The 25,448-nt window shown below is 72.8% G+C and carries 22 protein-coding genes, 1 tRNA gene and 1 pseudogene; 7 read left to right on the forward strand and 17 right to left on the reverse strand.

Annotated elements, in window-relative coordinates:
• Positions 1–9 precede the first annotated feature (9 nt).
• The 5 genes from mshC to RM779_RS10075 all read right to left on the reverse strand — a co-directional run bounded on the left by mshC (position 10) and on the right by RM779_RS10075 (position 4,521).
• Complete coding sequence (gene mshC, locus RM779_RS10055; protein WP_311617312.1) at positions 10–1,239, reverse strand: cysteine--1-D-myo-inosityl 2-amino-2-deoxy-alpha-D-glucopyranoside ligase; 1,230 nt, start codon at positions 1,237–1,239, stop codon at positions 10–12.
• Between the two features lie 50 nt (positions 1,240–1,289).
• The gene (locus RM779_RS10060; protein WP_311617313.1) at positions 1,290–2,135 is read right to left on the reverse strand and encodes an SCO1664 family protein; all 846 of its coding nucleotides are present in this window, start codon (positions 2,133–2,135) and stop codon (positions 1,290–1,292) included.
• Entirely contained in the window at positions 2,096–2,689 is a 594-nt protein-coding gene (locus tag RM779_RS10065) for a DUF3090 domain-containing protein (RefSeq protein WP_077062433.1), read from the reverse strand. Before RM779_RS10065 ends, RM779_RS10060 begins: the two co-directional genes overlap by 40 nt.
• 65 nt (positions 2,690–2,754) lie before the next feature.
• Positions 2,755–3,447, reverse strand: coding sequence for an MSMEG_4193 family putative phosphomutase (locus RM779_RS10070; protein ID WP_311617314.1), 693 nt, complete (start codon positions 3,445–3,447; stop codon positions 2,755–2,757).
• A 24-nt stretch (positions 3,448–3,471) separates the two neighbouring features.
• A complete protein-coding gene (locus RM779_RS10075) occupies positions 3,472–4,521 on the reverse strand; it encodes an LLM class F420-dependent oxidoreductase (RefSeq protein WP_311617315.1) in 1,050 nt (349 codons plus the stop codon).
• Positions 4,522–4,608: 87 nt separating this feature from the next.
• Between RM779_RS10075 and RM779_RS10080 the strand changes: the two genes are divergently transcribed.
• Together RM779_RS10080 and RM779_RS10085 are read left to right on the forward strand one after the other, a co-directional pair.
• Positions 4,609–5,595: an aldo/keto reductase gene (locus RM779_RS10080; RefSeq protein ID WP_311617316.1), complete on the forward strand. Its 987-nt coding sequence runs from the start codon at positions 4,609–4,611 to the stop codon at positions 5,593–5,595.
• Positions 5,592–7,544 carry a helix-hairpin-helix domain-containing protein gene (locus RM779_RS10085; RefSeq protein ID WP_394813263.1) on the forward strand — a complete coding sequence of 651 codons (1,953 nt, stop codon included), beginning with the start codon at positions 5,592–5,594 and terminating at the stop codon, positions 7,542–7,544. Before RM779_RS10080 ends, RM779_RS10085 begins: the two co-directional genes overlap by 4 nt.
• Positions 7,545–7,550: 6 nt before the next feature.
• Here RM779_RS10085 and RM779_RS10090 read toward each other — a convergent pair whose 3' ends face one another.
• Positions 7,551–8,210, reverse strand: a complete 660-nt coding sequence (locus tag RM779_RS10090; protein ID WP_311617317.1) for a hypothetical protein — start codon at positions 8,208–8,210, stop codon at positions 7,551–7,553.
• Between the two features lie 47 nt (positions 8,211–8,257).
• On the opposite strand from RM779_RS10090, the gene RM779_RS10095 reads away from it, so the two are divergent.
• Positions 8,258–8,446 carry a DUF5703 family protein gene (locus RM779_RS10095; protein ID WP_077062428.1) on the forward strand — a complete coding sequence of 63 codons (189 nt, stop codon included), beginning with the start codon at positions 8,258–8,260 and terminating at the stop codon, positions 8,444–8,446.
• Positions 8,447–8,501: 55 nt separating this feature from the next.
• Here the strand turns inward: RM779_RS10095 and RM779_RS10100 are convergent, their stop codons facing one another.
• From RM779_RS10100 to RM779_RS10110, 3 genes are all read right to left on the reverse strand, one after another.
• Entirely contained in the window at positions 8,502–9,230 is a 729-nt protein-coding gene (locus RM779_RS10100) for a chaplin (RefSeq protein ID WP_311617318.1), read from the reverse strand.
• 147 nt (positions 9,231–9,377) lie between these two features.
• Positions 9,378–9,611 carry a chaplin gene (locus tag RM779_RS10105; RefSeq protein ID WP_077062426.1) on the reverse strand — a complete coding sequence of 78 codons (234 nt, stop codon included), beginning with the start codon at positions 9,609–9,611 and terminating at the stop codon, positions 9,378–9,380.
• A 147-nt stretch (positions 9,612–9,758) separates the two neighbouring features.
• Positions 9,759–11,132 (reverse strand): M20/M25/M40 family metallo-hydrolase, encoded by a 1,374-nt coding sequence (locus RM779_RS10110; RefSeq protein WP_311617319.1) that lies wholly within the window; start codon positions 11,130–11,132, stop codon positions 9,759–9,761.
• Between the two features lie 124 nt (positions 11,133–11,256).
• Here RM779_RS10110 and RM779_RS10115 point away from each other — a divergent pair.
• Positions 11,257–11,344, forward strand: a tRNA-Leu gene (locus RM779_RS10115).
• A gap of 263 nt (positions 11,345–11,607) precedes the next feature.
• Here the strand turns inward: RM779_RS10115 and RM779_RS10120 are convergent.
• The 5 genes from RM779_RS10120 to RM779_RS10140 form a co-directional block, all read right to left on the reverse strand.
• Entirely contained in the window at positions 11,608–12,318 is a 711-nt protein-coding gene (locus tag RM779_RS10120; protein WP_311617320.1) for an MFS transporter, read from the reverse strand.
• Positions 12,315–12,653: a hypothetical protein gene (locus RM779_RS10125; RefSeq protein WP_311617321.1), complete on the reverse strand. Its 339-nt coding sequence runs from the start codon at positions 12,651–12,653 to the stop codon at positions 12,315–12,317. The genes RM779_RS10120 and RM779_RS10125 overlap by 4 nt, the downstream gene beginning before the upstream one ends.
• Positions 12,650–13,234: an enolase C-terminal domain-like protein gene (locus RM779_RS10130; protein WP_311617322.1), complete on the reverse strand. Its 585-nt coding sequence runs from the start codon at positions 13,232–13,234 to the stop codon at positions 12,650–12,652. The genes RM779_RS10125 and RM779_RS10130 overlap by 4 nt, the downstream gene beginning before the upstream one ends.
• 595 nt (positions 13,235–13,829) lie before the next feature.
• Entirely contained in the window at positions 13,830–14,750 is a 921-nt protein-coding gene (locus tag RM779_RS10135) for a phosphotransferase family protein (RefSeq protein ID WP_311617323.1), read from the reverse strand.
• A gap of 29 nt (positions 14,751–14,779) precedes the next feature.
• Positions 14,780–15,259, reverse strand: coding sequence for a hypothetical protein (locus RM779_RS10140; protein ID WP_311617324.1), 480 nt, complete (start codon positions 15,257–15,259; stop codon positions 14,780–14,782).
• Between the two features lie 9 nt (positions 15,260–15,268).
• On the opposite strand from RM779_RS10140, the gene RM779_RS10145 reads away from it, so the two are divergent.
• Entirely contained in the window at positions 15,269–15,631 is a 363-nt protein-coding gene (locus tag RM779_RS10145) for a GNAT family N-acetyltransferase (RefSeq protein WP_311617325.1), read from the forward strand.
• Positions 15,632–15,663: 32 nt separating this feature from the next.
• Here RM779_RS10145 and RM779_RS10150 read toward each other — a convergent pair.
• Positions 15,664–15,815, reverse strand: a pseudogene (locus tag RM779_RS10150) (IS630 family transposase); the annotation flags it as partial.
• A 9-nt stretch (positions 15,816–15,824) separates the two neighbouring features.
• Between RM779_RS10150 and RM779_RS10155 the strand changes: the two are divergent.
• Both RM779_RS10155 and RM779_RS10160 read left to right on the forward strand, forming a co-directional pair.
• Positions 15,825–16,388 carry an HAD domain-containing protein gene (locus tag RM779_RS10155; RefSeq protein ID WP_311617326.1) on the forward strand — a complete coding sequence of 188 codons (564 nt, stop codon included), beginning with the start codon at positions 15,825–15,827 and terminating at the stop codon, positions 16,386–16,388.
• A 213-nt stretch (positions 16,389–16,601) separates the two neighbouring features.
• On the forward strand, positions 16,602–18,362 hold the full coding sequence (locus RM779_RS10160; protein ID WP_311617327.1) for a DUF2515 family protein: 1,761 nt from the start codon (positions 16,602–16,604) through the stop codon (positions 18,360–18,362).
• A gap of 226 nt (positions 18,363–18,588) precedes the next feature.
• Here the strand turns inward: RM779_RS10160 and RM779_RS10165 are convergent, their stop codons facing one another.
• Together RM779_RS10165 and RM779_RS10170 are read right to left on the reverse strand one after the other, a co-directional pair.
• Positions 18,589–19,632 (reverse strand): cupin domain-containing protein, encoded by a 1,044-nt coding sequence (locus tag RM779_RS10165; protein WP_311617328.1) that lies wholly within the window; start codon positions 19,630–19,632, stop codon positions 18,589–18,591.
• Positions 19,633–19,733: 101 nt separating this feature from the next.
• Positions 19,734–25,448: MupA/Atu3671 family FMN-dependent luciferase-like monooxygenase (locus RM779_RS10170; protein ID WP_311617329.1), on the reverse strand; the 5,715-nt coding region annotated here is incomplete at its 5' end.

Consider the following 25,448-nt stretch of genomic DNA (forward strand, 5'->3'; position numbering starts at 1 on the left):
GCGGAGCTGTCAGAGAGCCACGCCGAGCAGGGCGTCCACGGCCCTGCTGATCACGCCGGGGGCGCCCGGGTCGCCGCCGCCCTCGCGGACCTGGGCGTCGGCCCAGCGGTCGACGGCGGCCAGCGCCGCCGGCGCGTCCAGGTCGTCCGCCAGCGCGCCGCGGATCTCCTCCACGACCCCCTCGGCGGGCGGCCCCTCGGGGCGGGACACCGCGGACCGCCAGTGCGCGAGCCTGCGCATCGCGGCGGCCGGCACCGCCTCCGTCCACTCCCAGTCGGCGCGGTAGTGGTGCGCGAGGAGGGCCAGGCGGATCGCCGCCGGGTCCTGCCCGTCCTGCCGCAGCCGCGAGACGAAGACCAGGTTCCCCTTCGACTTCGACATCTTCTCGCCCTCGTAGCCCACCATCCCGGCGTGCACGTAGGAGCGGGCGAAGGGGTGGGCGCCACTGAGGACGTGCGCGTGCGAGGCGCCCATCTCGTGGTGCGGGAACGCCAGATCGGTCCCGCCGCCCTGCACGTCGAAGCCCATCCCGAGCCGGTCGAGCGCGATGGCCACACACTCGATGTGCCAGCCCGGCCGGCCGGGGCCGAGCGAGGCGCCGTCCCAGGACGGCTCCCCCGGCCGGGCGGCGCGCCACAGCAGCGGGTCCACCGGGTCCTTCTTGCCCGGCCGCTCCGGGTCACCGCCGCGCTCCGCCGACAGCGTCCGCATCGCCGCGGCGTCCAGCCGCGAGACGGACCCGAAGCGCGGGTCGGCCTGGACCGAGAAGTAGACGTCACCGTCGACGTCGTAGGCGGCGCCGGTGGCCCTGAGCCGCTCGACGAGGGGAACGATGGCCGGTATCGACTCGACGGCACCGACAAAGTCGCGCGGCGGCAGCACGCGAAGCGCCGTCATGTCCTCGCGGAACAGGGCGGTCTCGCGCTCGGCGAGCGCCGACCAGTCGACGCCGGTCGCCGCGGCCCGCTCCAGGAGCGGGTCGTCGATATCGGTGACATTCTGCACGTAGTGCACCTGGCGCTTGGTGTCGAGCCAGACCCGCTGCACGAGGTCGAACGCGGTGTAGGTGGCCGCGTGGCCGATGTGGGTGGCGTCGTAGGGGGTGATGCCGCAGACGTAGATCCGGGCGACCGGTCCGGGGGTGAGGGTCACCCGGCCGTTCGTCGCGGTGTCGTGAATCGAGAGATCACGGCCTTGACCGGGCAGAACGGGAACCTTTGAGGCTGGCCAGGCATGCATGCCCCGAGCCTAACCGCATGCCGCCGCGGTCACGACAGGGCCGGGCGGGATCACACCAGGGGCCACGGAATCGCCGGCCACTCCCCGCTGGGCTCCGGGTAGCGCCCGGTGCGCAGGAGCGCGGCCGTTCTGGCGCGCAGCGCCTCGCACTCATCGGGGGTCAGCAGGGCGCGCAGCCGCGTCAGCAGCGGCCGGTCCGCCGCGAGTTCGGCGTCGAGGGTGCGCAGCGACTCGTGCACGGCGGGCGGCAGCGGCTCGCCCGCCCAGCCCCACAGCAGGGTGCGCAGCTTGTTGTCGGTGTGGAACGTGACGCCGTGGTCGATTCCGTACAGGCGGCCGTCGGGCAGCGGCAGCAGGTGCCCGCCCTTCCGGTCACCGTTGTTGATCACCGCGTCCAGCGCCGCCACCCGGCGCAGCCGCTCGTCGTCCGCGTGGACCAGCAGGGCCGTCTGCCCGGCCCCGACCTGGGCCAGACCCACGGCCTTCCAGCCCGGCTCCGGCACCTCGGCGTCGATCAGCGCGAGCAGCGAGTCGGGACCCTCGCCTGCCCCCTCCGCGCCCGGCGCGGGTCCCACCCACTGCTGGCACATGCCGCGCCCCAGCGGCCCCTCCCGCAGCACCGTGGGCGGCACCAGGTCCCAGCCGAGGGCTCGGGACACCTCGTACGTGGCGACCTCGCGCTGCGCGAGGGTGCCCTCGGGAAAGTCCCACAGCGGGCGTTCCCCCGAGACCGGCTTATAGACGCAGCCGAGGCGCTGACCCGCCCACTCCGCGGTGGCGTACAGCACCGTGTTGGAGGCGTCCACGATGCGTCCGTGGACGGTCAACTCGCCGCGGGAGAGCACCTCGTCGGCCGTCACACCCGGCTGCGGCGGTATCCGTTCTGGCGCGGACATACGTGTCCCTCCGGATCGAGCGGCAGGCTGCAGAGCGGGCAGGGCGGGCGGCCGGCGTTCACCACTTCGAGGGCGCGTTTGGCGAAGGCACGGGCCATCGTTCCGCTGAGGCGGACGCGCAGCATGGGCGGGCCGTTCTCGTCGTCCCGCAGGAGCCGCTCCTCGGCCTCGGCGAAGGCCTCCTCGGTTTCGGCTTCGAGTTCGACGAGGGCCTGGGCCTCGACGATCATGCGCTCGCTGTCGCTGTCCCAGGCCAAGGCCATGGTGCCGACGCGGAACTCCTCCTCGACGGGGGATTCCAGCGGCCCCGTGTCGGTCAGCTCGGCGGGCGCGACGGCGGGCACGGTCGTGTTGCCGCCCGCACGCCGCACCACTTCGTCGAGCAGCTCGTCGATGCGCTCGGCGAGGGCTTCCACCTGGGCCTTCTCCAGGGCCACGCTGGTCGTGCGGCCGTCCGCCGATGCCTGAAGGAAAAAGGTACGGCGGCCAGGCAGCCCGACCGTCCCGGCGACAAAGCGTTCGGGAGGGTCGTAGAGGAACACCTGACGGGACACGTACTGCTCCGTTGGGTCGACTGCTTGAGACACTGGCACCCTACTGCGGTTCGCGATCACCGTGGTCAGGCACCACCGCCCACGGGAGCCTCGGTGGCCTCCGCGGCATCGCGCGCGGCCTCCTCCGTGTCCGGAACGAACTCCTCCAGGCTGCCGGTGTCGCCGAACCTGAGCAGCAGCGGCGGCTCGCCGTAACGGATGGCGGTCACCGACGCCGGGTGCGGAACGATGCGCTGGAACAGGTCGAGGTGCAGGCCGAGGGCGTCCGCCACGATCGCCTTGATGTTGTCACCGTGGGTGCACATCAGCCACACCGCCTCGGGGCCGTGCTCGGCCGCGACCCTGGCGTCCCACTCCCTGGCCGCCGCGACCACGCGGGCGTGCACCTCCCGCATCGCCTCCCCGCCGGGGAACACCACGGCCGACGGCTGGCTCCTGACGGTCGCCATCAGCGGCTCCCCGGCCAGCTCCTTCAACGTGCGGTTGGTCCACTCTCCGTAGTCGCACTCGGTGACGCGGGGCTCGGCGTGCACCGGAAGGCCGGGGCGCGCCTCGCGCAGCGGGGCCAGCGTCTGGACGCAGCGCTCCAGCGGGCTGTGCACGGCGAGGGCCAGCGGAATGCCGGCCAGCCGGCCGGGGAGCGCGGCGGCCTGCTCCGTGCCGTGGCCGTCGAGCCGGACGCCGGGCGCGCGGCCGGCGAGGACGCCTGCGGAATTGGCGGTGGTCCGGCCGTGCCGGATGAGCAGCAGGGTGGGCATGCGGCAAGCGTAGATCAGCGGGGTTCAGGCGAGCCCGGCCCGTTCCATGGCCTCGACTCCGGCCCGCAGTCCGGCGATCCGTTCCTGGAGCGTGAAGCCCGCGGGCATCAGCGACAGGGTGGTGGTGCCCGACTCCGCGTATGCCCGCATCCGGTCGGCGATCCGCGGCAGCGGGCCGATGAGCGTCGTGGCGTCGATCAGCGAACGGGGCACCGCCGCGGCCGCGCCGTCCCGGTCCCCGCTCAGGTAGCGGCGCTGGATCTCGTCGGCCTCCTTCTCGTACCCCATGCGCTGCGCCAGCCGGTTGTAGAAGTTCTGCTCCCTGCTGCCCATGCCGCCGACGTAGAGCGCGGTGTAGGGGCGGAAGTGGTCCGCGAGCGCGTCCAGATCCTCGCCCACGGCCATGGGAACGGTCGGCACGACGTCGAAGCCGTCCAGCGTCAGCCCGGCCTTCTCCCGCCCGGCGCGCAGCGGCGCCAGCGTGGTCTCCTCGGCGTGCTCGGGCGCGAGGAAGAGCACCAGCGCGCCGTCTGCGATCTCGCCGGTCTGCGTCAGGTTCTTCGGGCCGATGGCCGCGATGTACAGCGGGATGCGCTCGCGAACGGGGTGGACGGTGAGCTTGATCGGCTTGCCCGGGCCGCCGGGCAGGGGAAGCGTCCAGTGCTCTCCTTCGTGGGTCAGCCGTTCGCGGGACATCGCCTTTCGGACGATCTCGACGTACTCGCGGGTCCTGGCGAGCGGCCGGTCGAACGCCGTGCCGTACCAGCCCTCGGACACCTGCGGCCCCGAGACGCCCAGGCCGAGGCGGAACCGGCCGCCGGAGAGCGCGTCCAGGGTGGCGGCGGTCATCGCCGTCATGGCCGGGGCCCGGGCCGGGATCTGCATGATGGCGGCGCCGACGTCGATCCTGCTGGTCTGCGCGGCCACCCAGGAGAGCACCGTGGGCGCGTCCGAGCCGTACGCCTCCGCGGCCCAGCAGACCTCGTAGCCGAGCCGGTCGGCCTCCTGGGCCACGGCCAGATTGTCCGCGTCCATCCCGGCTCCCCAGTAGCCGAGGTTGATTCCGAGTCGCATGTGCGCTCCTCCAGCCCGCTCTTACCCGTCAGTAACCCACCCGTCCCCCCGGACTGTAACGTGTGGCCGCAAGTACGCTCAACGCTCATGGATCTCAGGCACCTGGGCCGCACCGGCCTGCGCGTCTCGCGGCTCGGACTCGGCACCCTCACCTGGGGCAGGGACACCGGGGAACAGGACGCCGCGGAACTGCTGAAGACGTTCTGGGAGGCGGGCGGCACCCTGGTGGACACCGCGGACGTCTACGGGGACGGCGGCGCCGAGTACCTGCTGGGGCGGCTGCTCGACGGGCTGGTGCCCAGGCGCGACCTCGTGATCGCCACCAAGGCCGGCAGCGTGCCCGACCCCGACCGGCGCTTCGACGCCTCCCGCGGGCACCTGCTGTCCGCGCTCGACGCCTCCCTCGAACGGCTGAACACCGACTACGTCGACCTGTGGCAGGTGCACGCGTTCGATCCGGAAACGCCCATGGAGGAGACGCTCCAGGCCCTGGAGATCGCGGTGGGCAGCGGCCGGGTCCGGTACGCCGGAGTGTCCAACTTCTGCGGCTGGCAGCTCGCCAAGGCCGCAACCTGGCAGCTGGCCGCGCCCGGCGCGCGCACCCGCCTGGCCAGCACGCAGATGGAATACTCCCTCCTCCAGCGCGGAGTTGAACGCGAGGTGCTGCCCGCCGCCCTCGACCTGGGCATCGGGCTGCTGCCCTCCTCGCCGCTCGGCCGCGGCGTCCTGACCGGCAAGTACCGCAGGGGCGAGGCGCCGGCCGGCTCGCGGGGCGCGTCCGAGCAGCTGGCGCCGTTCGTCGAGCCCTACCTCGACGAGGCCGCCGGCCGGATCGTGGACGCCGTGACCATAGCGGCCGACGGCCTCGCGGTCACGCCGCTCCACGTCGCCCTCGCCTGGGTGCGGGACCGGCCGGGCGTCGCGGCGCCGCTGGTCGGCGCCCGGACGGTGCACCAGCTCGGCGAGGCGCTGTCAGTGGAGGACCTTAGCCTTCCTGAGGAGATCTGCCGAGCGCTGGACGACGTCTCGGCGCCCGTGCACCGGTACCCCGACCAGGACTGGAGTTCGCTGTGACCGCCGAGAACGCCGTGCCCGCCGACGAGCCCGCCGACGAGCCCGCGGCCGCGGCTGCGGCCGCCAAGGACCCCGCGGCAGAACTGCGCGCGGCCGTGCAGGCCGTGGAGAGCGGCGAACGGCCGGCCGCCTCGTTCTTCACCCGGCCCGCGCCCCCGCCGCCCGGGCCGGCCGCGACGCGGCCAGGCGCCGTGCGGCCAGGCGGGCCGGCGGCGGGGGCCGCCCGCCCGGTGGACGTGCCGGCCGCCGTGCCCGAGCTGCTCGCGCGGGGCGGCGCGCCGGACGCCCTGGCGCCACGGGTGGTGGCCGCTCTGGGCGAGGGCGCCGCCGAGGAGCTGGCGGCCGATCCGTGGCGGCTGCTCGCCGTGGACGGCGTGCGCCCCGAGCAGGCCGACGGATTCGCCCGCGCGCTGCTCGGGCCCGAGTGCACGCCGGGGGACGAGCGCAGGACGCGGGCGCTGACGGCATGGCTGATGGAGCGGGCCGCCGCGGCCGGGCACACCGCGCTCGAGCCCGCGTCCGTCGCGAAGAGCCTGGCCGAGCACGCGGTGCCCGACCCCGACGCGGCCGTCCGCGACGCCATCGAGGCCGGTACGGTCCTGGTCTTCCAGCACCCGCTGCCTGGCGGCCCTGCGGCCGGCGAGGACGAGGCCCCGCCCGTGTCCGTGCTGCTCGGCCTCGAACGGTACGCGCTCGCCGAGGAGAGCCTGGCGGACGGACTCTCCCGGCTGCGCGGCACGTTCGGGCCCGCGGCGGACGGCGGCCAGGACTGGGCCGGGGCGGCCGCCGCGGCGCCGTCGCCCTCCGCCGCCGAGCTGATCGGCGCCGCGGCCCGCAGCGCCCTGGTCGTCCACACGGGCGGCGAGGCGGCGCGCGCCGAGCCGGCCGCGCTCGTCACGGCCGCACGCGCGCTCGGCCTGCGCGCCTGCGCCGCGGCACACACCGAGGACGGCAGACGGCGGCTCGCCGCCCTGCTGCCCGCCGACGCGGCCGTGACCGTCGGCGGGCTGCTCGACGGCGCCGAGGGCCCGGGGCGCGACGAGGACGGGCTGTTCGCCGTCGACCTGCTGGCCGTGCTGGACTGCGACCGGCTCGGAGCCGAGGCCGCGGCCGCCCTGGTGGAGTCGCTGCCGGACGGCGCGCGCCTGGTGCTCAGCGGCGATCCGCAGCTGCTCGGCGCGGCCGACCCGGGCCAGGTCCTGGCCGATGTGCTGGCCGCGGGCGGCGTGCCGCACGTCCGTTCCAGAACGCCGGACCCCGGCCCGGTGGGCGAGCTGGTCTCGGGTATCGGCGTGGGCGAGCTGCACCAAGTCGCCGCCCCGGACAAGGAAGTGGTGATCGTGCCGGTGCGCGACGCGGGCGAGGCCGTTCACCGCACGGCGCAGTTGGTCACCGAATCGGTGCCGCGCGCCTTCGGGGTGCCGGCGGCGGACGTGCGCGTGATCACGCCGGGGCACGGTGGCGCGGCGGGGACCCGCGCGCTCAACGCGGCGTTGAAGGAGCGGCTGAATCCGGGGCCGGGTACGTTCGGCGGCTTCGATCCGGGGGACCGGGTCGCCCACTCCCCCGCCCCGGGGCACACGCGCCTGGCGACCGTGGCCGACGCGGACGGCGAGGGCCTGTGGCTCGACGGGGCGGACGGCAGGTTCCGCGTGGCGAAGGAGCGGGTGGCCGACACGGTGCGGCACGGCTGGGCCCTGACGGCGCATCAGGCGGCGGGCAGCCGCTGGCCCGCCGCGGTCGTGGTCCTGCCGGGCGACGCGTCGGCGGCGATCGACCGCGCCTGGGTGTACACGGCGTTCAGCCGCGGGGAGCGCCACCTGTCCGTCGTGCAGGGCACGGGGCCGGGTCTGGCACGGGCGGTCGCCGAGCCGCCCGCGCACCCGCGCACGACCCGCCTGCGCGCGCTGCTGAGCGAGCAGGCGGCCTCCGCGGCGCAGGCCCCCTGAGGGCCGTCAGTCGGCGGGGTCCAGGTCGTCCTCCTCGAAGGCTTCGCTGATGTCGAAGCGGCAGAGGACGCGTTCGGGATCGACCGACTCGAAGGGGGCGGTCAGCCACTCGCCGGGCTCCGCCGGCTCGTCGCCGGCCGTCACCCAGAGCGTCGAGTCGCCCTCGTCGAGGCCGAACTCCTTGTATCTGCTGGCGATCTCGTCCGGGTCGAACTCGCCGAACAGCACGCCGAGCGCGGTCTGCATGCTCCGGCCCGCGCCCTCCTCGCCGTCCGCCTCGTCCCCGTCGGTGGCGTCCGGGTCCAGCTCCGCGACGCGCTGTGCCTGCGCCAGCAGCCGCCGCGGCTCGACCACCGTGTAGTCCCGTCGGATGAAGACGCTCAGGGCGTCCGGCTCCTCCGGTCCCGCGTACACCGCTCCCCCGTCCGTTTCCGGCACCTCGAACGGGGTGACCTCGTCGTAGGCGTCGTACAGCAGCTCGTCGTACGCCTCGCCCGCGGCGGCCATCTCGTTGAATGCGGCGAACACCGCGGCGTCCGCCTCGGCCTCCGCCTCAGGCGCCTCGGCTCGCCGTTCGATGGCGGCGAGATGCCGGTCGATCGCCTCTTTGAGCGCGTCGGCGGCGGCGCGGACTTCGGCAGCGGTCGGCTGCACAGCATCAGACATGGTGCAGACGGTATCGGCATCCAGGGCTTGCCCGCACAATAGATACGATGCCGGAATATGAGTTTCGCGATGTGTACGTGCCACGGGGGGTCTCCCGTGCCGCCGCCACCCGCCTGCTGACCGATCACGCGGAGTACGGCCACTGGGAGCTGGCCCGGCTCCGCCTGTATCCGGACGGCAGCCGCCGGGTGCGGCTGCGGCGTCGCATCATCCGTCAACTGCGAGCCACATGGTGACGAGTGGGCCCCGCCAACGGGCGGGGCCCACTCGTCGTATCCGTACCTTCACGGATCAGCCCTGGCGCGCCAGCCGGCCGCGCCGGTAGAGCACCACACCGCCGAACAGCAGGCCGGCACCCAGCGGGAGTACCCCGGCGACCGGCAGGCCGCCGCCCGTCGCCGCCAGCTCACCGGCCGGGTCCTGAGCGTCGCTGACCGGGACCGCCTCCGGCGCCGGGTCGGCGGGCAGCGGGGCCGGCTCCTCGTCCACCGGCTCGGCCGGTGGGGCCGGGTCGGTCGGCTCCTCGGGAGCCTCCGGCGAGACCGGTGGCGCAGGCGGCGCCGGAGGCGCAGGCGCCTCGGCGTCGACGGCGCAGCCGTTGCCGAACACGGGGTTGAGCACGCCCACGACCGAGACGCTGTTGCCGCACGCGGTCACCGGTGCGTTGACCGGCGCCTGGATGTTGTTGCCCGAAGCCACGCCGGGTGACCCGGCCGCCGTTCCGCTCGCCTCGGCGCCGCCGCCCCCGCCGGGACCACCGGGGCCGCCGCCGGAGCCGCCGCCGACGACGCAGTTGTTGCCGAACGCCGGATTGAGCACGCCGACCACGTTCACGGTGTTCCCGCAGAGCGTGACCGGCGCGTTGACCGGTGCCTGAATGGTGTTGCCCGAGGCCACCCCGGGCGAATTCGCGGCGGCGCCGCCCGCGTTCGACTCGGCTTGTGCCGAGCCGGACGCCAGGCCGAGCAGACCGCCCGCGGCGGCTACGGTGATCAGGCCCTTTTTCGTGACCTGTCGCATGGTGATTCCCCTGCCTCGATTCTCATGGACGCGGGGTGGGGGTGTGAGGGCACCCGCGGCCTGACTGTGCAGCCGGAACGGCCCCGGAGTGAGCGGTGCTCGCCCTCCGGGGCCGCGGCTCAAGCCCTCAAGAAGTGGGGCAGAACCTCACTTGACGATGCAGGTGTTGCCAAAGGCCGGGTTCAGCACGCCGATGATGTCAATCGTGTTCCCGCAGACGGTGATCGGGAGGTTGATCGGCACCTCCACGACGTTCCCGGAGAGGACACCAGGAGAACCGACAGCGGCCCCTCCGGCGTTGGACTCCGCGAGCGCCAGACCCGACCCAGCCAGCATCAGACCGCCGGTGGCAGCCGCAACAGCGACGACCTTCTTGATCATTCTTCCTCCTTGTTGACAATGCGGTCCCAGCCGGGGACTGCACTTGCTGCAACGAGGAGGAGTGAAACGAGGGCACGAAACCTTCCGGTCTTTCACTCACCTTGAGGAACACCGGACGCCTGATCGATTATGACCGGTCGCAAAAGCTCAGCATTGGTCCAGAAATCGGTCCAGCACCCGAACGCCGAATTTCAGTCCGTCAACGGGCACCCGTTCGTCCACACCGTGGAACATCCCGGCGAAGTCCAGCTCCGGGGGCAGCTTCAACGGCGCGAACCCGAAGCCCCTGATGCCGAGGTCGTCGAAGGACTTCGCATCCGTCCCGCCCGACAGCATGTACGGAACGGCACGGGCGATCGGGTCCTCCGCCTGCAGCGCGGACTGCATGGCCTCGACCAGTGCCCCGTCGAACGTGGTCTCCAGCGCCTTGTCGGCGTGCACGTCCTCGCGCCTGACCCGCGGCCCGAGCAGCCGGTCCAGGTCGGCCAGGAACTCCTCCTCGAAACCGGGGAGGAACCGCCCGTCGACGTGCGCGGTGGCCTGCCCGGGAATCACGTTCACCTTGTACCCGGCGCCGAGCTGCGTGGGCGCCGCCGTGTTCTGGAGCGTCGCCCCGATGATCTTGGCGATGCCGCCGAGCCTGTCCAGCGTCTCCTCCATGTTCTCCGGGTCCAGCTCGGTGCCCAGCGCGTCGGACAACTCGTCCAGGAAGGACCGCACGGTCTTGGTGACCCGGACCGGGAACTTGTGCCGCCCGAGTCGCGCCACCGCCTCGCACAGCTCGGTGATCGCGTTGTCGTTGTTCGTCATCGATCCGTGCCCCGCCGTGCCCTCGACGGTCAGGCGCATCCAGTGCATGCCCTTCTGCGCCGTCTCGACGAGGTAGAGCCGCAGGTTCTCGTTCACGGTGAACGAGAAGCCGCCGACCTCGCTGATCGCCTCGTCGACCCCCTCGAACAGCTCCGGGTGGTGATCGACGAGATGACGCGCCCCGTACACGCCCCCCGCCTCCTCGTCCGCGAGGAAGGCCACCACGACGTCCCGCGGCGGCTTGCGGCCCGTGCGCAGCCTCTCGCGCACGACGGCGAGGGTCATCGCGTCCATGTCCTTCATGTCGACGGCGCCCCGCCCCCACACACAGCCGTCCGCGATCTCCCCGGAGAACGGGTGGTGCGTCCAGTCCTCGGCATTGGCGGGCACCACGTCGGTGTGCCCGTGGATGAGCAGCGCGGGCCGGGAGGGATCGGCACCCTCGATCCGCGCCACGGTGGACGCGCGGCCGGGCCGCGACTCGAAGATCCGCGGTTCGAGCCCGACCTCGGCAAGCTGCTCGGCCACGTACTCGGCGGCGGCCCGCTCCCCCGGCCCGGAATCGTCCCCGTAGTTGCTGGTGTCGATCCGGATCAGGTCGCGGCAGAGACCGACCACCTCCTCCTCCGCGCGCCGACTGCCTCCGTCATGATCCGGTGTCGGGCTCGACTGGCTCACGCTGCCTCCTCCTGCTGTGGGCTCCGCCTCCATACTCCCCCGACCCCTCTCTCCCCCCAAGGCCCACCGCCCGCCGATGCCCGGGGAGATCACCACCCCAGGACTTTGCTATGGTTTTCCACGTCACCGGGGCGCACACCCAGGCGACACACACCCCGTCCGGGTGGCGGAATGGCAGACGCGCTAGCTTGAGGTGCTAGTGCCCGATTAAGGGCGTGGGGGTTCAAGTCCCCCCTCGGACACCATCACTACAGGTTCTTCTCCAGCCGGGTGAGCTTATCGCGCATCCGTTCCGGCTCCGCGGCTTCCACAGCCTTCTTCGGCCTCGCCGGACTGGTACACCCGTCGGTCAGTGCGGTCAGGGCGGTCAGTGCGGTCAGGTCTCCGGCGTCCAGGGCCGCCCGCCGGCGCCGGGTCGCCGGACTCCGGGTATCGGGCCATCCATGCTGCTCATCTGGCCCAGGGCTCCTGCCTCGCCCAGGAAGAACAACCCGGCATACCGGGTGCCTCACCCCGCGCTTTCCGCCTCGGCGTCCTGGGGGCCGCTCTTGTGTTCCGGCGTTCGGCGTTCCTGTGGCAGCCGGTGCTCCAGGCGCAGCATGAGCACCGTGCCCAGGGCGGCGAGGAGGCCCACGGCGAGCCAAGGGAGCAGGCGATCCTGGCTGAAGAGCAGGCCGAACAGGCTGGGCCCGACGATACTCGAACAAGCGAAGGAGTACTGGAACGCCGCCAGGTAGGTGCCCCGCGACCCGGCCGGTGCCGCCTGCGCGGCGAGCGCGTTCGATGCGGGTCCGTAGGTCATCTCCGCGAGGCTGTAGCACACCACCACGACGGCGAGGTACGGCACCAGTACCTCGGACGGCATCAGGACGGCCCCCGCGGCCGTCGCGCACCACAGCGCCCACAGTCCGCCGGCCCACGCCATGATGCGGGGGCGGGTGCGGCGGCGGCCGACGAAGCGCGCGACGGCGCCCGTGCAGGTGGCCAGCAGCAGCGTGTTGAGGGCCAGCAGCGGGCCGGGGGCCCAGTCCGGTCCTGAAAGGCCCTGGACAACGTAGACGGGCAGCGACAGGGCGAGGAACGTGCTGCACAGGGCGAAGATCGAGCACGTCCCGATCAGCGCGAGATAGGGCCGGTCCCACAGCAGCGCCCGGTGGCCGGAACGGCCCTGGGCAGGTGGCGCGGCGTGCGGGGTAGGCGGGACCTTGAGGGCGATCACCAGTCCGGCGGCCAGGAACGCCAGTGCGCGCAGGCGCGCTTGAAGTCCGTCTCCGCGGCGACGAAGTAGTTGGACAGCAGGTTCGCCGCCGTCCGCGACCACGGGGAGCCGCTGGGTGCCTTCGCCAATCCGAGCGCGAGCGTGCGGTGAATGTAGGGGATGAACGGCGCGTCGTCGACCTGGAAGGCCAAGAACCGCTCGACGGTCATCCGTCCCCGTTCCAGGTCGGTCAGCCAGGGGTGTTCCTCGTACGCCTCCCAGTCGGCCGCCGTCGCCTCCCGGCATTGGTCGATGAAGGTGGTCGACATGTCGTCGTCGATGTCCGTGGCGATCACGCTGTCACCTCTCCGCTGTCGGCGACCAGCAACTCCGACAGCACGTCGTCGATGGGCACGGCAGGATTTCCCGGGGTTGTCGGAACGGCGAACTCCCACCCCCCGCCCGGTGGGGACGCGATGTCGTCGGATGAGAGCGACTTGTGGAAGAACCGTTCGGCGGGGAAAAGGTCCGCCGGGTACGTCGCCCACGCGCACGACGCGAGTGCGAGGCACACGTGCGCGCCGATCGGGCTTTCGAGCATGTTGCCGACGACCGCCCCGATGCCGGCCCGTGCCGCCAGTTCCCCGATCTCGGCCGCGGGCCCGAGGCCGCCGACGCGCCCCGGCTTCACATTGACGAAACCACAGCTGCCGAGCTTCAGGGCGAGCTCCAGGTGGTGGCGCGACCGGATCGACTCGTCGAGGCACACCGGCGTGTCCAGCCGCCGCTGGAGCTCCGCGTGGCCGAGGAAGTCGTCCTGCGCCATGGGTTGTTCGATCATGGCCAGGCCGAGTGGGTCCAACAGCGCCAGGTGGTCGATGTCGTCCCTGGTGAACGCCGCGTTGCAGTCGACATGCACCGGCGTCGGGGAACGCACGCCGTACCTCTCCGAGTTGGTCGATCCTCGTCTGCCTGCCCATCTTCAGCTTGACCCGCGGACATCCGGAGCCGAGCGCCTTCGCGATCTTCGCCAGCAGCTCGTCCGTATCGGCGTGGATGTCGAAGTCGGCGCCGGCCCGCACGGTCGAGCGGGTGCCACCGACGTAGTGGCTCAGTGGGCGCTGCTCGACGCCGCCGCGCAGCGCCCACCAGGCGGTCTCGACCGCCGTCTTGGCGAAGGTGTTCTCCCGGATCTCCGCGAACAGACCGTTCAGCTGACCGGCGTCGTCGGCGTTCGCCGCCACCAGGCGGGGCAGCAGATAGTCACGCACCAGTGCGAACGTCGCTCGCCCCCACTCCCCGCAGAACAGCGGCCATGTGCCAGGGGCGGCCTCACCCCACCCGGAAACCGCGCCGCTGTGGTGAGCCTGACGACCACCGTGTCGATGTCGGGCTGCGCCCCGAAGGACGTCTTCCAGGGGACCTTTAACGGCATGCGCAGCACAAGCGCACGCGCGGACTCGATATGCATGGCTCCATCCCGCCGTCCGGTCTGCCGATCGCCTGACTGGTGGTGGTACCCGTGGCCGTGCTCAGGCGTCTCTCGCGAGCCACTTCTTGACCTGCTCGGCGTACTGCGGCGCCCACTGCGGGGCCCAACGCCGGAAGTAGACGTGCATGTTCAGCGCGTGCAGCACGTGCGCGAGGTCGACGCGCCGCTCCCAGTCGTCCGGCAGCGGACACGCAGCGGCGTAGGCGTCGAGGAAGACCTCGCGGCCGGCCGGGAACGCGTCGAAGATGTGCTCGTCCAGCTTGCCGAAGTCGCGGAACCGCTCCGCGTACGTGGCGTGTTCGAAGTCGAGGACGCAGGTGATGCGTCCGTCGCGCACCAGAAGGTTCGGCAGCCACAGGTCGCCGTGAATGAGGGTCGGGACGCTCGCCGCGTCCGCCAGCCGCGCCACGGCGGCGCCGATCGCGGACCGGAGGGTGTCGGCGTCGCCGATCAGACCGAGTTCGGCGCCCGGGAGCAGCGCCTCCACCTCGGCCTCGACCGACTCCCGCAGCGACGCCCCTCTGCTACCGCCGAGCACATCCCCGAAATGCGGGCCCACGGCGGTGTGCAGCCGCCCGACGATGTCGCCGAGGTCCCGGACCAGCACCAGCCGTTCGTCCTCGGTCAGGGACTCCCATACCTCGTCCGCCGCCTCGCCCTCCTGGTACTCCTGGATGAGGGCCGGGCCGCCCAGGGCCGCATCGTGCGGCACCAACCGCCGGTAGCGCACCACGGGGACACCGTGCTCGGCCGCCACCCCCGCGCTGGCGACGAGTCGCCGCAAGTGCTCGGGGCCCGGGTCGCGCCGCGGCACCTTGACCAGCAGCCGGTCCTCGTCAGTGGTGACGACCCACTGCTTGCTCGTGTGGCCCTTGTCGAGTGAGTGAACCGCCGTGACGTGGTTCCCTGGGCACTCCCTCGTCACGAGGTTCCGGATCGCGGTCGCAATGTCGATTGGCATGGAGGTCACCGTAGTGGTTGCCATCGAGGTCACCGGTTCCCGGCGTTGAGGAGATGGGCCGGCACCTGCGTCGGCGCGAGCTTGAGACGGCCCTGCATCAGGGCGACGTAGGCCATACGCATCGCGGTGGCGCCTCGGCGGACGCGCTCCCACACGAGGTCGGTGACGCCCAGGCGTGCCGCCTCCGCCATGAGGAAGACGACGGCGTCGCGGGCCTTGGCCGAGTGGCCCATCTCGACGTTGTCGTCGGCGATGTGCAGGCGGGTGAAGCTCGTGTCGTACCCGAGGTCGGTCAGGTCGTTGGCCTTCGAGATGCCGGCCGTGCCCAGACCATGGAACTCGCAGACCATGTTCACACCGACGATCTCCGGGAACCTGCTCTGGGGAAACTCCGCGATTGCCAGCCGGAACACCGGCGCGAAGAAGCCCTCGTCGAGGAAGTCGACGTCCTCGATGAACTCTCTGGTCCAGAACTTGGGCAGGCGGTGACCGAGGAGCAGCGAAGTCATGTCCCCGCCATGGCAGCCCGCTACCTCTTGCTGTCGATGCGTGAGGACAGCTGGAACTCGCTGGCGGTCTACGCCGACGACGCGGTCGTCGGACACGCGATGTGGGGTCTGGACGAGGACGGCTCACACTGGATCGGGGGAATGCTGATCGATGGCGCCGAGCAGGGCAAGGGCGTCGGCCGTGCCCTTCTGCTGACCATGACGGGCTGGTTGGCGGCGCGGGAGGACTGCTGGACGATCCGGCTGGCATATCAGCCGGACAACGCCGTTGCCGGACGGCTCTACACATCGCTGGGTTTCGTGCCGACGGGAGCGGTTGATGGTGACGAGGTCATCGCCGAGTTGGCACCAGGCCGGGTCGGTAATCGCTGAGAAGTGACGGGCGGATCACCGGGCCCGGGCATGCGCCGGTGCAGGTAGGCGTGCAGGGCCCGGGTCCGGGCGGTGTGGTCCGGATGGTGGGAGTTGGCCAGGGTGAACTGCCGCAGCGGTCCGACGTGAGCCTCGATGGGGTTCGCCCAGGAGGCGTCGGTCGGCGTGAGCACAGCTCCACCTTCTGATTACCATGGGCGTGCGCACCGACGGCGGCAAGGAGCTGATCGCGCTCGCCGAAGACCACACTCCACCTCGTCGCCCTCATCGGCGACGACGCCCGCTGCTGTTCCTGGATGTCGACGGACCTCTCCTGCCGTTCGGCGACGGCCCGCAGCGCGAGCCGTCGAGCACCGCGACCGATTCGCACCTGACGCGGCTCGACCCGCGCGTCGGGCCTCGCCTCGCGGCACTGCCGTGCGAGCTGGTTTGGGCCACCACCTGGGAGGCGGAGGCGAACACCGACATAGCACCGCGGCTCGGCCTGCCGCCCCTGCCGGTCGTGACCTGGCCGGAAACCTCCGACGGGCATGAACGCGAGGACGAGTGGTTCGGGCTCCACTGGAAGACCCGAACCCTGGTGGCATGGGCGGACGGGCGGCCGTTCGTGTGGGTTGACGACGAGATCACCGACGCCGATCGAGACTGGGTGTCCACCCACCACCCCACCCCGACCCTCCTCCACCACATCGTGTCGTCCCGCGGCCTCACCGACGAGGACTTCGCAGTCCTCGATCGATGGCTGCGGGCCGCTTGAGGCTCCCGCGGTGAGCCACAGGAATCGCCGATTACCTCCCGGAGCCACGCCAGTCGCGGCAGCCGTCGCGGCGGTGGCGGGCTCGTTCGAGGCACAGCGGTCGGCCAGCTCATTCCGCCGGGCCGGGACCCCTGCCGGTGCTGGTCTGTCACAGTCTCGCCACCCGGCGGTCCACCCGACCGCGTCGCACGGCTGGTAGGGAGTGGACTGTTCATGCCCCCGGAACCCCCGAACCTCCACTTCACGCGGGACGATGTCGAGGCGGCGGCACCCGGCGGCAAACGGCCGTGGACCCGGCAGACGGAGTTCGACACCGAGGTCGACGCCGACGCGATCGCCGATGCCGCGGCCGCCTACGGGCGGGCGGCGGCCGAGGCGCTGGGGGCGCAGGACCTCGCCGTGCGCGCCACGGAGATCTCCGCGCGGGGCGGGGGCCTGGACGGTACCGCGCTGGTGGACGGCGAGGCACGCATCGACGAGACACGGGGCGGCCTGCAGGACGGCGGCGCCGATGTCGACGCCGTGGTCGGCCACCTCGTCCACGCCATGAACCTGGCACTCGCGACCAAGGACGACGTCCGCGGGCTGATCCACAACCCCGGAGGTCTTGACACCAAGTACGGCAACCACCTCGGGGCCGCCGCCGAGGAGTGGAACGGCTGGGCGCGGGCGTTCAACGACGCGCTGGCGGAGTACCGGGGGCGTGTCTGGTTCACCGAGCAGCCGCCCCCGCTGATCGTCAGCCACAACGGTGAGATGGTGCAGGCGTCGCTGACCTCGAACGGCTACGCCCTCCCGGACGACCTGGCCGGGCGAATCCGGGAGAAGCACCTCCGGCTCGCGGCGGGCGACGCGGCCACCACCTGGGACGACATCGAGGCGGAGATCGAGAGGTACCGCCGGCTGATGGCGGAGCGGGCCGACGAGCTGAAACGTCTCGGGCACGACGTGTCGGCGGGGCCGCTCGGGCTGTTCTCCACCGCCGAGATGGACCGGTGGGCCAACGAGCAGGCGTTCCTGGAGCTTTGCCGGCAGCTGGGGATCGATCCCGCCGCCTGGGACACCACCCGGGGGCTGTCCTTCAACGACGACCGCATCACGCGGGTGTACGAGTACTACGCCGACCTGTTCCTGCGCAACCCCGAGTTGCAGTGGGCGGGCATGGCGAAGCTGGCCGGTGGCCTGGTCTACGCGGGCATGCAGGACCTGCACGTGCTGCGCGGGCTCAGCGGCGACGAGCGCCTGAGCTGGATCGCGTCCGCCATGCCGGGGATGCCGCCGGGCCTGGCGATGGCGCTGGCCACCGCCGGCGAGGCGGAGCTGGACCACTACGAGGACACGTTCGTCGCCATGCAGAAGGAGATCTTCGTGGACATGGGCTGGCAGCACGCGGCCTACGACCGCGGCGGGATCGAGGAGATGCGGCGCCTGGCCGCCGGGGGCGAACTCTCCCCCCAGTTGCTCACCGCGTGGGAGGACATCGCCTCGGGCGATCCGCAGCGGATCGAGCAGGGCAACGCGGCGCTGCTCCGGCGTGAGCAGGAGACGATCCTCCAGGACGACTACGCAGCGATGCAGGAGCGGGACCTCGGCCGCGCCGTCACCTACATGCTCGGCGTCACCTCCGAGTCGCCGGTACCGGGCGGCAGGCCGTTCCGCGAGGTGGTGAACGATGTGCAGGTCGATCTCCCTGACCAGATCCGGATGCCTGTCCCGGCCCTGCCGGGCGCGGGGCCGGTCGAGGTCGACATCCCGGACGCGCTCACTTTCGACTCCCCGCTGCCCACCGGCAACATCGCGAACTTCGACTCCCGCTGGCAGTGGATCTCGCAGAACATGCTGCCGAGCTATCAGGCCCTGCTGGACCAGGACATGGAGAGGCTGCGCGGCGAAGTCGGCCGCCCGCTGAACGAGCGCGCGCAGGACTTTCGCCTCGTTCCGCTGCCCTATGACCCCCACGACGGCGTCAACTGACCTGGCGATCCGGTCTCAGCGACCTTGTTCCTGCCGAGGTAGCTCCCATGCCAGACCTGGGTTGCGATGCCGACGAGTTCCACGGTCACAGGAGGTCGATACGGGTGACAGCCGGCAAGTAGCGGGAGGCCCACGACGGGCAAAGTGTTCAGTCACATGACGATGTCGCTCGACGGGTTCGTTGCGGACCCGAATGACCAGGTCGGGGCCGCGGTTGCCGGGCGGGTCAACGGGGGTCGGCGGCCGACGGGTGCACGCCGAACTCGCTGGTCTCCATCAGCCGTGCCACGGCCCGGCCGGCGGGCGTCGGGGACAGGAAGGCGCGCGTCTCCAGGAGCCACGCGCGGTATCCGCCCGGCACGTCCTCCTCCGGCCCCTGGTGGGCCACGCCCTTCGGCGTCCACAGCAGCGTGCCCGGCGCGTCCACCGCTCCGTACGCCCCAGGACCGGCGACGTAGACGATCACCTCGTCGTAGTCGGCGTTGCGGTGGACCGGAGGCCGTGGGGTGCGGCGGCTGCCCACGGAGTAGATCATCGTTCGGGTCGCGTCGTCGCCGAGCAGGCAGACCGGCATGGGGTCGGGCCGCGCGGCGGGGTCGGGGGCGTGCACGTCCTCGATGCGGAACCGCCGCACGGCGGGGGTGCCTTCGACGGCCAGACACGGCAGCGGGTCCACCGGATGGAAGAACGAGGTGAGGCCGTCGCCGTGGCGGATCACGACCTCGTACTCCTCCTCGGCCGCGGGCGGCGGGCCCTGGGGGGCGGGGGCGTCCACGTGGCGCCGGGTGTCCAGCACCTCGGGGTCGTCGTCCGTCCGCAGGGTCAGCCGGTCCTCGGTGACCACGACGATCTCCTCCAGCGGCTCGGCCACGGCCCCGAACCGGTAGGTGACCGCGCGGGGCAGCAGGACGAAGTCCCCCGCGCGCACGTCGAGGACACCGTGGTCGGTCTCCAGGCGGGCCTGCCCGCGGAGCACATAGTGAAGTTCGTCCGCGCGGACGTTGCGCAGGGCGAAGGGCATGGGCACCTCGCGGCGGGCGGCCTCGACGCTCACGCCCTCCCCCGCCAGCAGAGGAACGGGCAGCGCGCGCGGCTCCGGGGGCCAGCCGGTGACGAGGGCGCCCACCTCCATGCGGTGCGGCGCGTAGGAGCCGTGGACGCGGCTGTAGGGCGGCGGGTACTGGGCGCGAACGATCGGGGTGGCAGGACCGGTGAACCCGTTCCGGGTGTACAGGTCGAGGTGCGGCGGCTCGGGCGGGACCGAGGTCACAGGGCTTCCTCCCATGGTGACGTGACAGGCGGACAGCAGTGGTGGGTGAGCACTCACCCACCACTGGTAAGTAAACACTCACCCCCTCGGTCCTGCCAAGCTCAGCGGCGTGGGAAGTCCGGCAGCGGGCTCGTGGGGTCCTGCACGACCCTGTCCAGCAGAGCGGTGAACTCCTCACCCCAGGCTTCGATCGTCGCGTGCTCGAACAGATCGGTGGAGTACTCGAAGGTCACCGTCATGCCCTCCTCCCGCGGCACCAGGACGACGTACAGGTCGTTCCGCGCGACGCCCGCCGTGGGCAGGCTGTGCACCGTCGCCGACACCTCGTGCAGGTCCAGGGCGGCCGCCGGAGTGGTGACGACGGTGAACAGCACGTCGGGGAACGGTCCGTCGGAGGTGCCCGGCGCGATCAGGTCGGCGACCTCGGCCAGCGGCAGCTCCTGGTGGTCCAGCGCGGCGAAGAGCGCGGTGCCGACCTGACGCACCAGGTCGGCGAAGGTGGCCGCCTCGCCGATCCGGGCGCGCAACAGCACGGCCTCGCCCAGCAGTCCGACGACATCCGCTCGTTCGGGGCCGAGCCGGTTGGCGCTGGACGCGGCCAGCACGAGGTCGCCGGACCGGCCGCGGCGCCCGGCGGCCCAGAGGGCGAAGCCCGCCGCGAGCACGGCGTACGGCGGCGTGCCCAGCCGGCCGGCGGCCTGAAGGAGCCGTCCGGTCAGGGCGCCGTCCACGCTCCACGTGCGCAGGGCTCCCCGGCCGGACAGCACGGCCGGCCGGGGCCGGTCGTGCGGCAGGTCCAGCGTCGGCGCGACCCCTTCCAGCTCGGCACGCCAGAACCCTTCCAGCTGCGCCCGGCGCCCGTCGTCGAGCGCGTGCTCCGCGCGGGCGCAGTCCGTGAACTGCGCGGGCCGCGGCGGCAGCGGCGCGCCGACGCCCCCGCGGCGGGCGTTGTACAGCTCCTGTAGCTCATGCCAGAGGACCCCCATGGACCAGCCGTCGCAGATCGCGTGGTGCAGGACGATCACGAGCGTCCAGCGGTCCTGGCCGAGCCGGGCCAGCCGGAAGCGGAACAGCGGGGCACGGTCCATCGCGAACGGGTGCGACGCGTGCTCCCGGCACCACTCCCGCAGGCGGTCCTCGTCCGCGGCGTGTTCGGACAGGTCGCTGACCGGAAGCTCCACCGGCACCCGGGAGAGCACTTCGACGAGGTGAACGCCGCCGCGGTGCGCGCCCCGGCTGCGGAGCGCGTCGTGGCGTGCCACGAGGTCCGCCAGCGCGCGCCCGAGGTCGTCGGGCGAGAGCCGGCCGTGCAGGTCGACGCGGTGGGCGACGTTGTAGACGCTGGGGTCGGCTCGTTCGTGGTGGCGGCGCCACAGTCTGCGCAGGATGGACGTCATCGGCACGGTGTCCTGCACGTCGTCCGGGGCGGGCGCCTGCTGGTCCGCGGCCGCGGTGCCGGGCTGTTCGAGCCGGACCGCGAGCCCTCGGATCGTCGGCGAGCGGAACAGGTCGGACATGGGCAGGGTCAGCCCCAGCTCGGCGGCCATCCGGTTCACCAGCCGGATCGCGCTCAGGGAGTGGCCGCCCAGTTCGAAGAACGAGCGGGTCACCGGGACCCTGCTCAGGCCGAGTTCCTCGCACCACAGACCGTGCAGCGTCTTCTCCAGCGGCGTGGCCGGCTCCGCGCCCTCCTGCCGCACGCCCGCCTCGCCGGGCTCCGGCAGGCGTGCCCGGTCCAGCTTGCCCGAGGCGTTCACCGGCAGGCGGTCGAGGCCCGCCCAGCGGCGCGGGACCAGATGGTCGGGGAGGTCCGCGGCCAGCGCCGCGCGCAGTACGGCGAAGTCCTCCCGCAGGGCCGCGGGGGCCACGTAGGCGACGAGCTCCGTTTCTCCGTGCCCGTCGCGGCGGGGCACGACGGCCGCCTCGCGGACGCCGGGGAGTGCGGTCAACGCCGCCCGGACCTCTGCGGGTTCGACGCGGTGGCCGCGGATCTTGACCTGGTCGTCGGTGCGGCCGAGGTACTCAAGGGCCCCGTCCTGGCGCCAGCGCCCCAGGTCGCCGGTGCGGTACCGCACCGGCTCGGCACCGTCGGCAAGGAACGCCGCCGCGGTCTCCTCGGGCCGTGCGTGGTAGCCGTACGCCACTGGAACGCCGCCGACGTGTATCTCCCCGACCGCCCCGACGGGCACCTCCCGCCCGGCGGCGTCGAGCAGCTGAATGCGGGCGCCTGGCACCGGCCTGCCGATCGGCGGGTGATCGTCACCGCCGGGGTCCACCCGGTGGGAGGTGACGATGACGGAGGCCTCCGTCGGACCGTACTGGTTGTACAGGTCGCAGCGCGGATGGGCGGCGAGGAAGCGGCGGAAGGCGTCGGTGAGCCGCAGGGCCTCGCCCGCCGAGAACAACTCGCGCAGGGACGGCATGCGGGGGGCGGTCTCCATCAGGTGCGTCAGCGGCGTGCAGGGCATGAACATCCGCTCCACCCCGTGTTCGCGGACCGCGGCCGTCACGGCGTCCGGGTCGTGCCGCACCTCGTCGGCCACGAGGACGAGGGCCGCCCCGGACGCGAGGGTGGTGAAGATCTCCTGCACGCTGACGTCGAAGGCCGGGGACGTCCACTGAAGGGTGCGCAGGGCGGCGTGCCGCCGCAGGTGTTCCCGCACGAGGTTGGCCGGGCCGCGGTGGGGCACCACGACGCCCTTGGGGCGGCCGGTCGAGCCCGACGTGTAGATGCAGTACGCGGCGTCGTCGGGCCCGGCCCCGCCGTCCGGAACATCCGGAACGGCCTCGGCCGCGACGTCCGGCGCGGAGGTGCCCGGTGCCGAGGTGCCCGGTGCCGAGGTGCCCGGTGCCGTGTCGGTCAGGTGCACGGGCACCCGGGGCGCCAGCTCGGGGTGCCGGGCGAGGACGGCGTCGCACGTCAGGAGGAGGGCCGGCGCGCTGTCGTCGAGGAGCGCGGCGAGCCGCGCGGTGGGCAGCGCGGGATCGAGTGGCACGTAGGCGGCGCCGCTCCGCAGTACCCCGAGGAGGGCGGCGATCAACTCGGGCCCGCGCGGCAGCAGGACCGCCACGCGCTCGCCGCGCCCCGCGCCGCGGGCGTGCGCCCGCCGGGCGAGGTCCCGGGCGCGGGCCGCCAGGTCGCGGTAGGTGATGTGTTCCCGACCGGAGATGAGGGCAACGGCGTCGGGCGTGCCGCGGGCCTGCCGCTCGAACAGCCCGTGCAGGGTGTCCCCGGCCGCCGGCCGCGGCTCGTCCAGCCGGCCGAGCCGCACGAGGGCCGCCCGGTCGGCGTGCGTGAGGGCGGTCAGGTCGCTGAGTGGCGCGGCGGGCGCGTCGAGGGCGCGGCGCAGCACCTGTTCCACGTAGTCCACGAGCCGGCGCACCGTGCTCTCGTCGAAGAGGGCCGTGTCGTACTCGACCATGAACCGGACGCCGTCCCCGTGGTGTGTCAGGTAGATGCTGAGGTCGAACGGGGCGCGTTCGCTGGGCACGTCCAGCAGCGTGGCGGCGAGCCGTGGCGGGTCGAAGTCGACCTCGCCCTCGTTCTCGTACTCGACCATGACCTGGAAGAGCGGGTTGCGGCCGGGGTCGCGCCGCGGGTTGACCGCGGCGACCAGTTCGTCGAAGGGGACGTCACGGTGTTCGTACGCCGCCGTGCTGCTGTCCCGGACGCGGCGCATCAGCGCGGGGAAGTCCGGGTCGCCGCCGAGGTCAAGACGCAGGGGCACGGTGTCGAGGTAGAGCCCGATCCGGTCCTCGGCGCCGGCCGGACGGGCGGCGACCGCGGTGCCGACGACCAGGTCCCGCTGTCCGCTGAACCGGCCGAGTACGGCCGCGACGGCGCTCGTCAGCGTCATGAAGAGAGTGGCGCGGTGCTCGGCGGAGAACGCCCGCAGGCGGCCGACGAGCCGGCGGTCCAGCGCGTGGGTGAGGCTCGCGCCCGCCCCCGTCCTGACCGGCGGGCGCGGCCGGTCGGTGGGCAGGTCAAGCTCGAGGGCGCCACTCAGCGTGTGCCGCCAGAACTCCAGGGACTCGGCGGACCGGTCCTGGTCCGGCCGGTCGGCCCCCGGCAGGTCGGCGCGGGGCGCGTCGGCGAGGGGCGGCGGTTCCGGGTCGCCGTGGGACAGGGAACGGTAGTGGGCGGCGAGGTCGCGGACCAGCACGACCGTGGAGGCCGAGTCGAAGACGAGGTGATGGGCCATCAGGAAGAGCAGGTGCCGCTCCTCCGACAGGCGCAGCACGCGGGCGGAGAGCAAGGGGCCGGTGCCGAGGTCGAGCGGGTGGTGCCCCGCGCTCCGCAGGGCGGCCCGCAGCGCCTCCGCCTCCGACGCGCCGGTGTGGTCCTCGACGGGGCAGTCGAGGACCGTCCGGGGCAGGACCTCCCGGTAGGGAACGCCTTCGTGCTGCCGGAAAACCGTCCGCAGCGCCTCGTGCCGGCCGACAACGCTCCGCAGCGCCTGTCGCAGGGCCGGCACGTCCAGCGGGCCGTCCAGGCGGATGGCCTTGGGCTCGTGGTACATGCTGGTGCCGGGGTGCAGCTGCTCCAGGAACCAGATGCGGCGCTGCGCGGGCGACAGCGGCTCGCGCCGCGGTGCGGGCGGCACCCGTCCGGCCGAGGCGCCCGCGGTGCGCAGGCGGACCCGGTCGAGCACCGGCAGTGCGGCCAGGACCTTGTCCTTCGGCACCCCGAAGTCCACGAAGCACGCGATCTCGTCCGCCCCGGCGGCCGTGAGGCGGCTCACCGCCTCGGCGGCCGCGTGCTCGTCGCCGATCAGGGCGCGGGAGGCGCAGTAGCGGTCGTAGGCCCGTTCGAGCAGGAACTCCACGTCCTCCTCGGGGGTGTTGTCGAGGTCCACCTCGACGCCCAGGCTGTTGGTCACCTGGTCGAAGAGGGCGAGCGAGGACCGCAGGTAGGAAACGAAGGGCCGGTACGCCTCGGCCCGCGCGCGTTCCGCGTCCTCGTCGAGGTAGGTGTGCACGAGCACCACGACCCGGCCGGCCGCCGGGTCGAGGCCGTGCTCGGCGCGGGTGCGCCGGTACAGCGCGATGTTCTCCGTCAGCTGTTCGACGGTCTGCGCCATCAGGTTGGTGACCACGCCCAAGTCCTCGGCGGCCGCCCGGCGGTAGCTGTCCGGGTTGCCCACCACGGCCAGGTACATGGGTGGTTGGTCCTGGATCGGGCGGGGTTGCAGCCGTATCTCCACGGGCTTGCCGTCCCCCGCGGTCGTCGCCAGTGGCTGTCCGGACCACAGCTGCCGGACCGTCTCGACCTGCTCGAACAGCGCCTCGCGGTGGCGGCCGAAGTTCTGCGGGGCGAGGGCGAAGTCGGTCGCGTGCCAGCCGCTCGCGAAGCACAGGCCCGCCCTGCCGCCGGAGATGTTGTCGACGACCGACCACTCCTCGGCGACCCGGACGGGATGGTGCAGCGGCAGCACGACGGACCCCGCGTGCAGCCGGACGCGGCTGGTCCGTGCCGCCAGCGCGGCGGCGAGAACGGAGGGGTTGGGGAAGAGCGCGCCGAACGAGTTGAAGTGCCGCTCGGGGAACCACAGGGCGTGGAAGCCGTTCCGGTCGGCGAACTCCGCCGCATCGAGGATCAGCGCGTACTTGTCGTGGGCGGCGTCGTCCGGGTAGTCGCCGAAGAAGTAGAGGCTGAAGTCGCATCCGGCGGCGGGGGCCGAAGCCTGCGCCCGGGTGGGGGACGGCCGCGGGGCGGGGGCCGGGGCGGGACTCGGCTCCCTGGCCGACCTCGGTGCCGGTGCCGGTGCGGGCCTCGGCGCGGGCGAGGCGGTGGGCGGCGCCGGGGCGGGCTGGGC

It is taken from the genome of Streptomyces johnsoniae (genome assembly GCF_031845565.1).
GTDB classification, from domain to species: domain Bacteria; phylum Actinomycetota; class Actinomycetes; order Streptomycetales; family Streptomycetaceae; genus Streptomyces; species Streptomyces johnsoniae.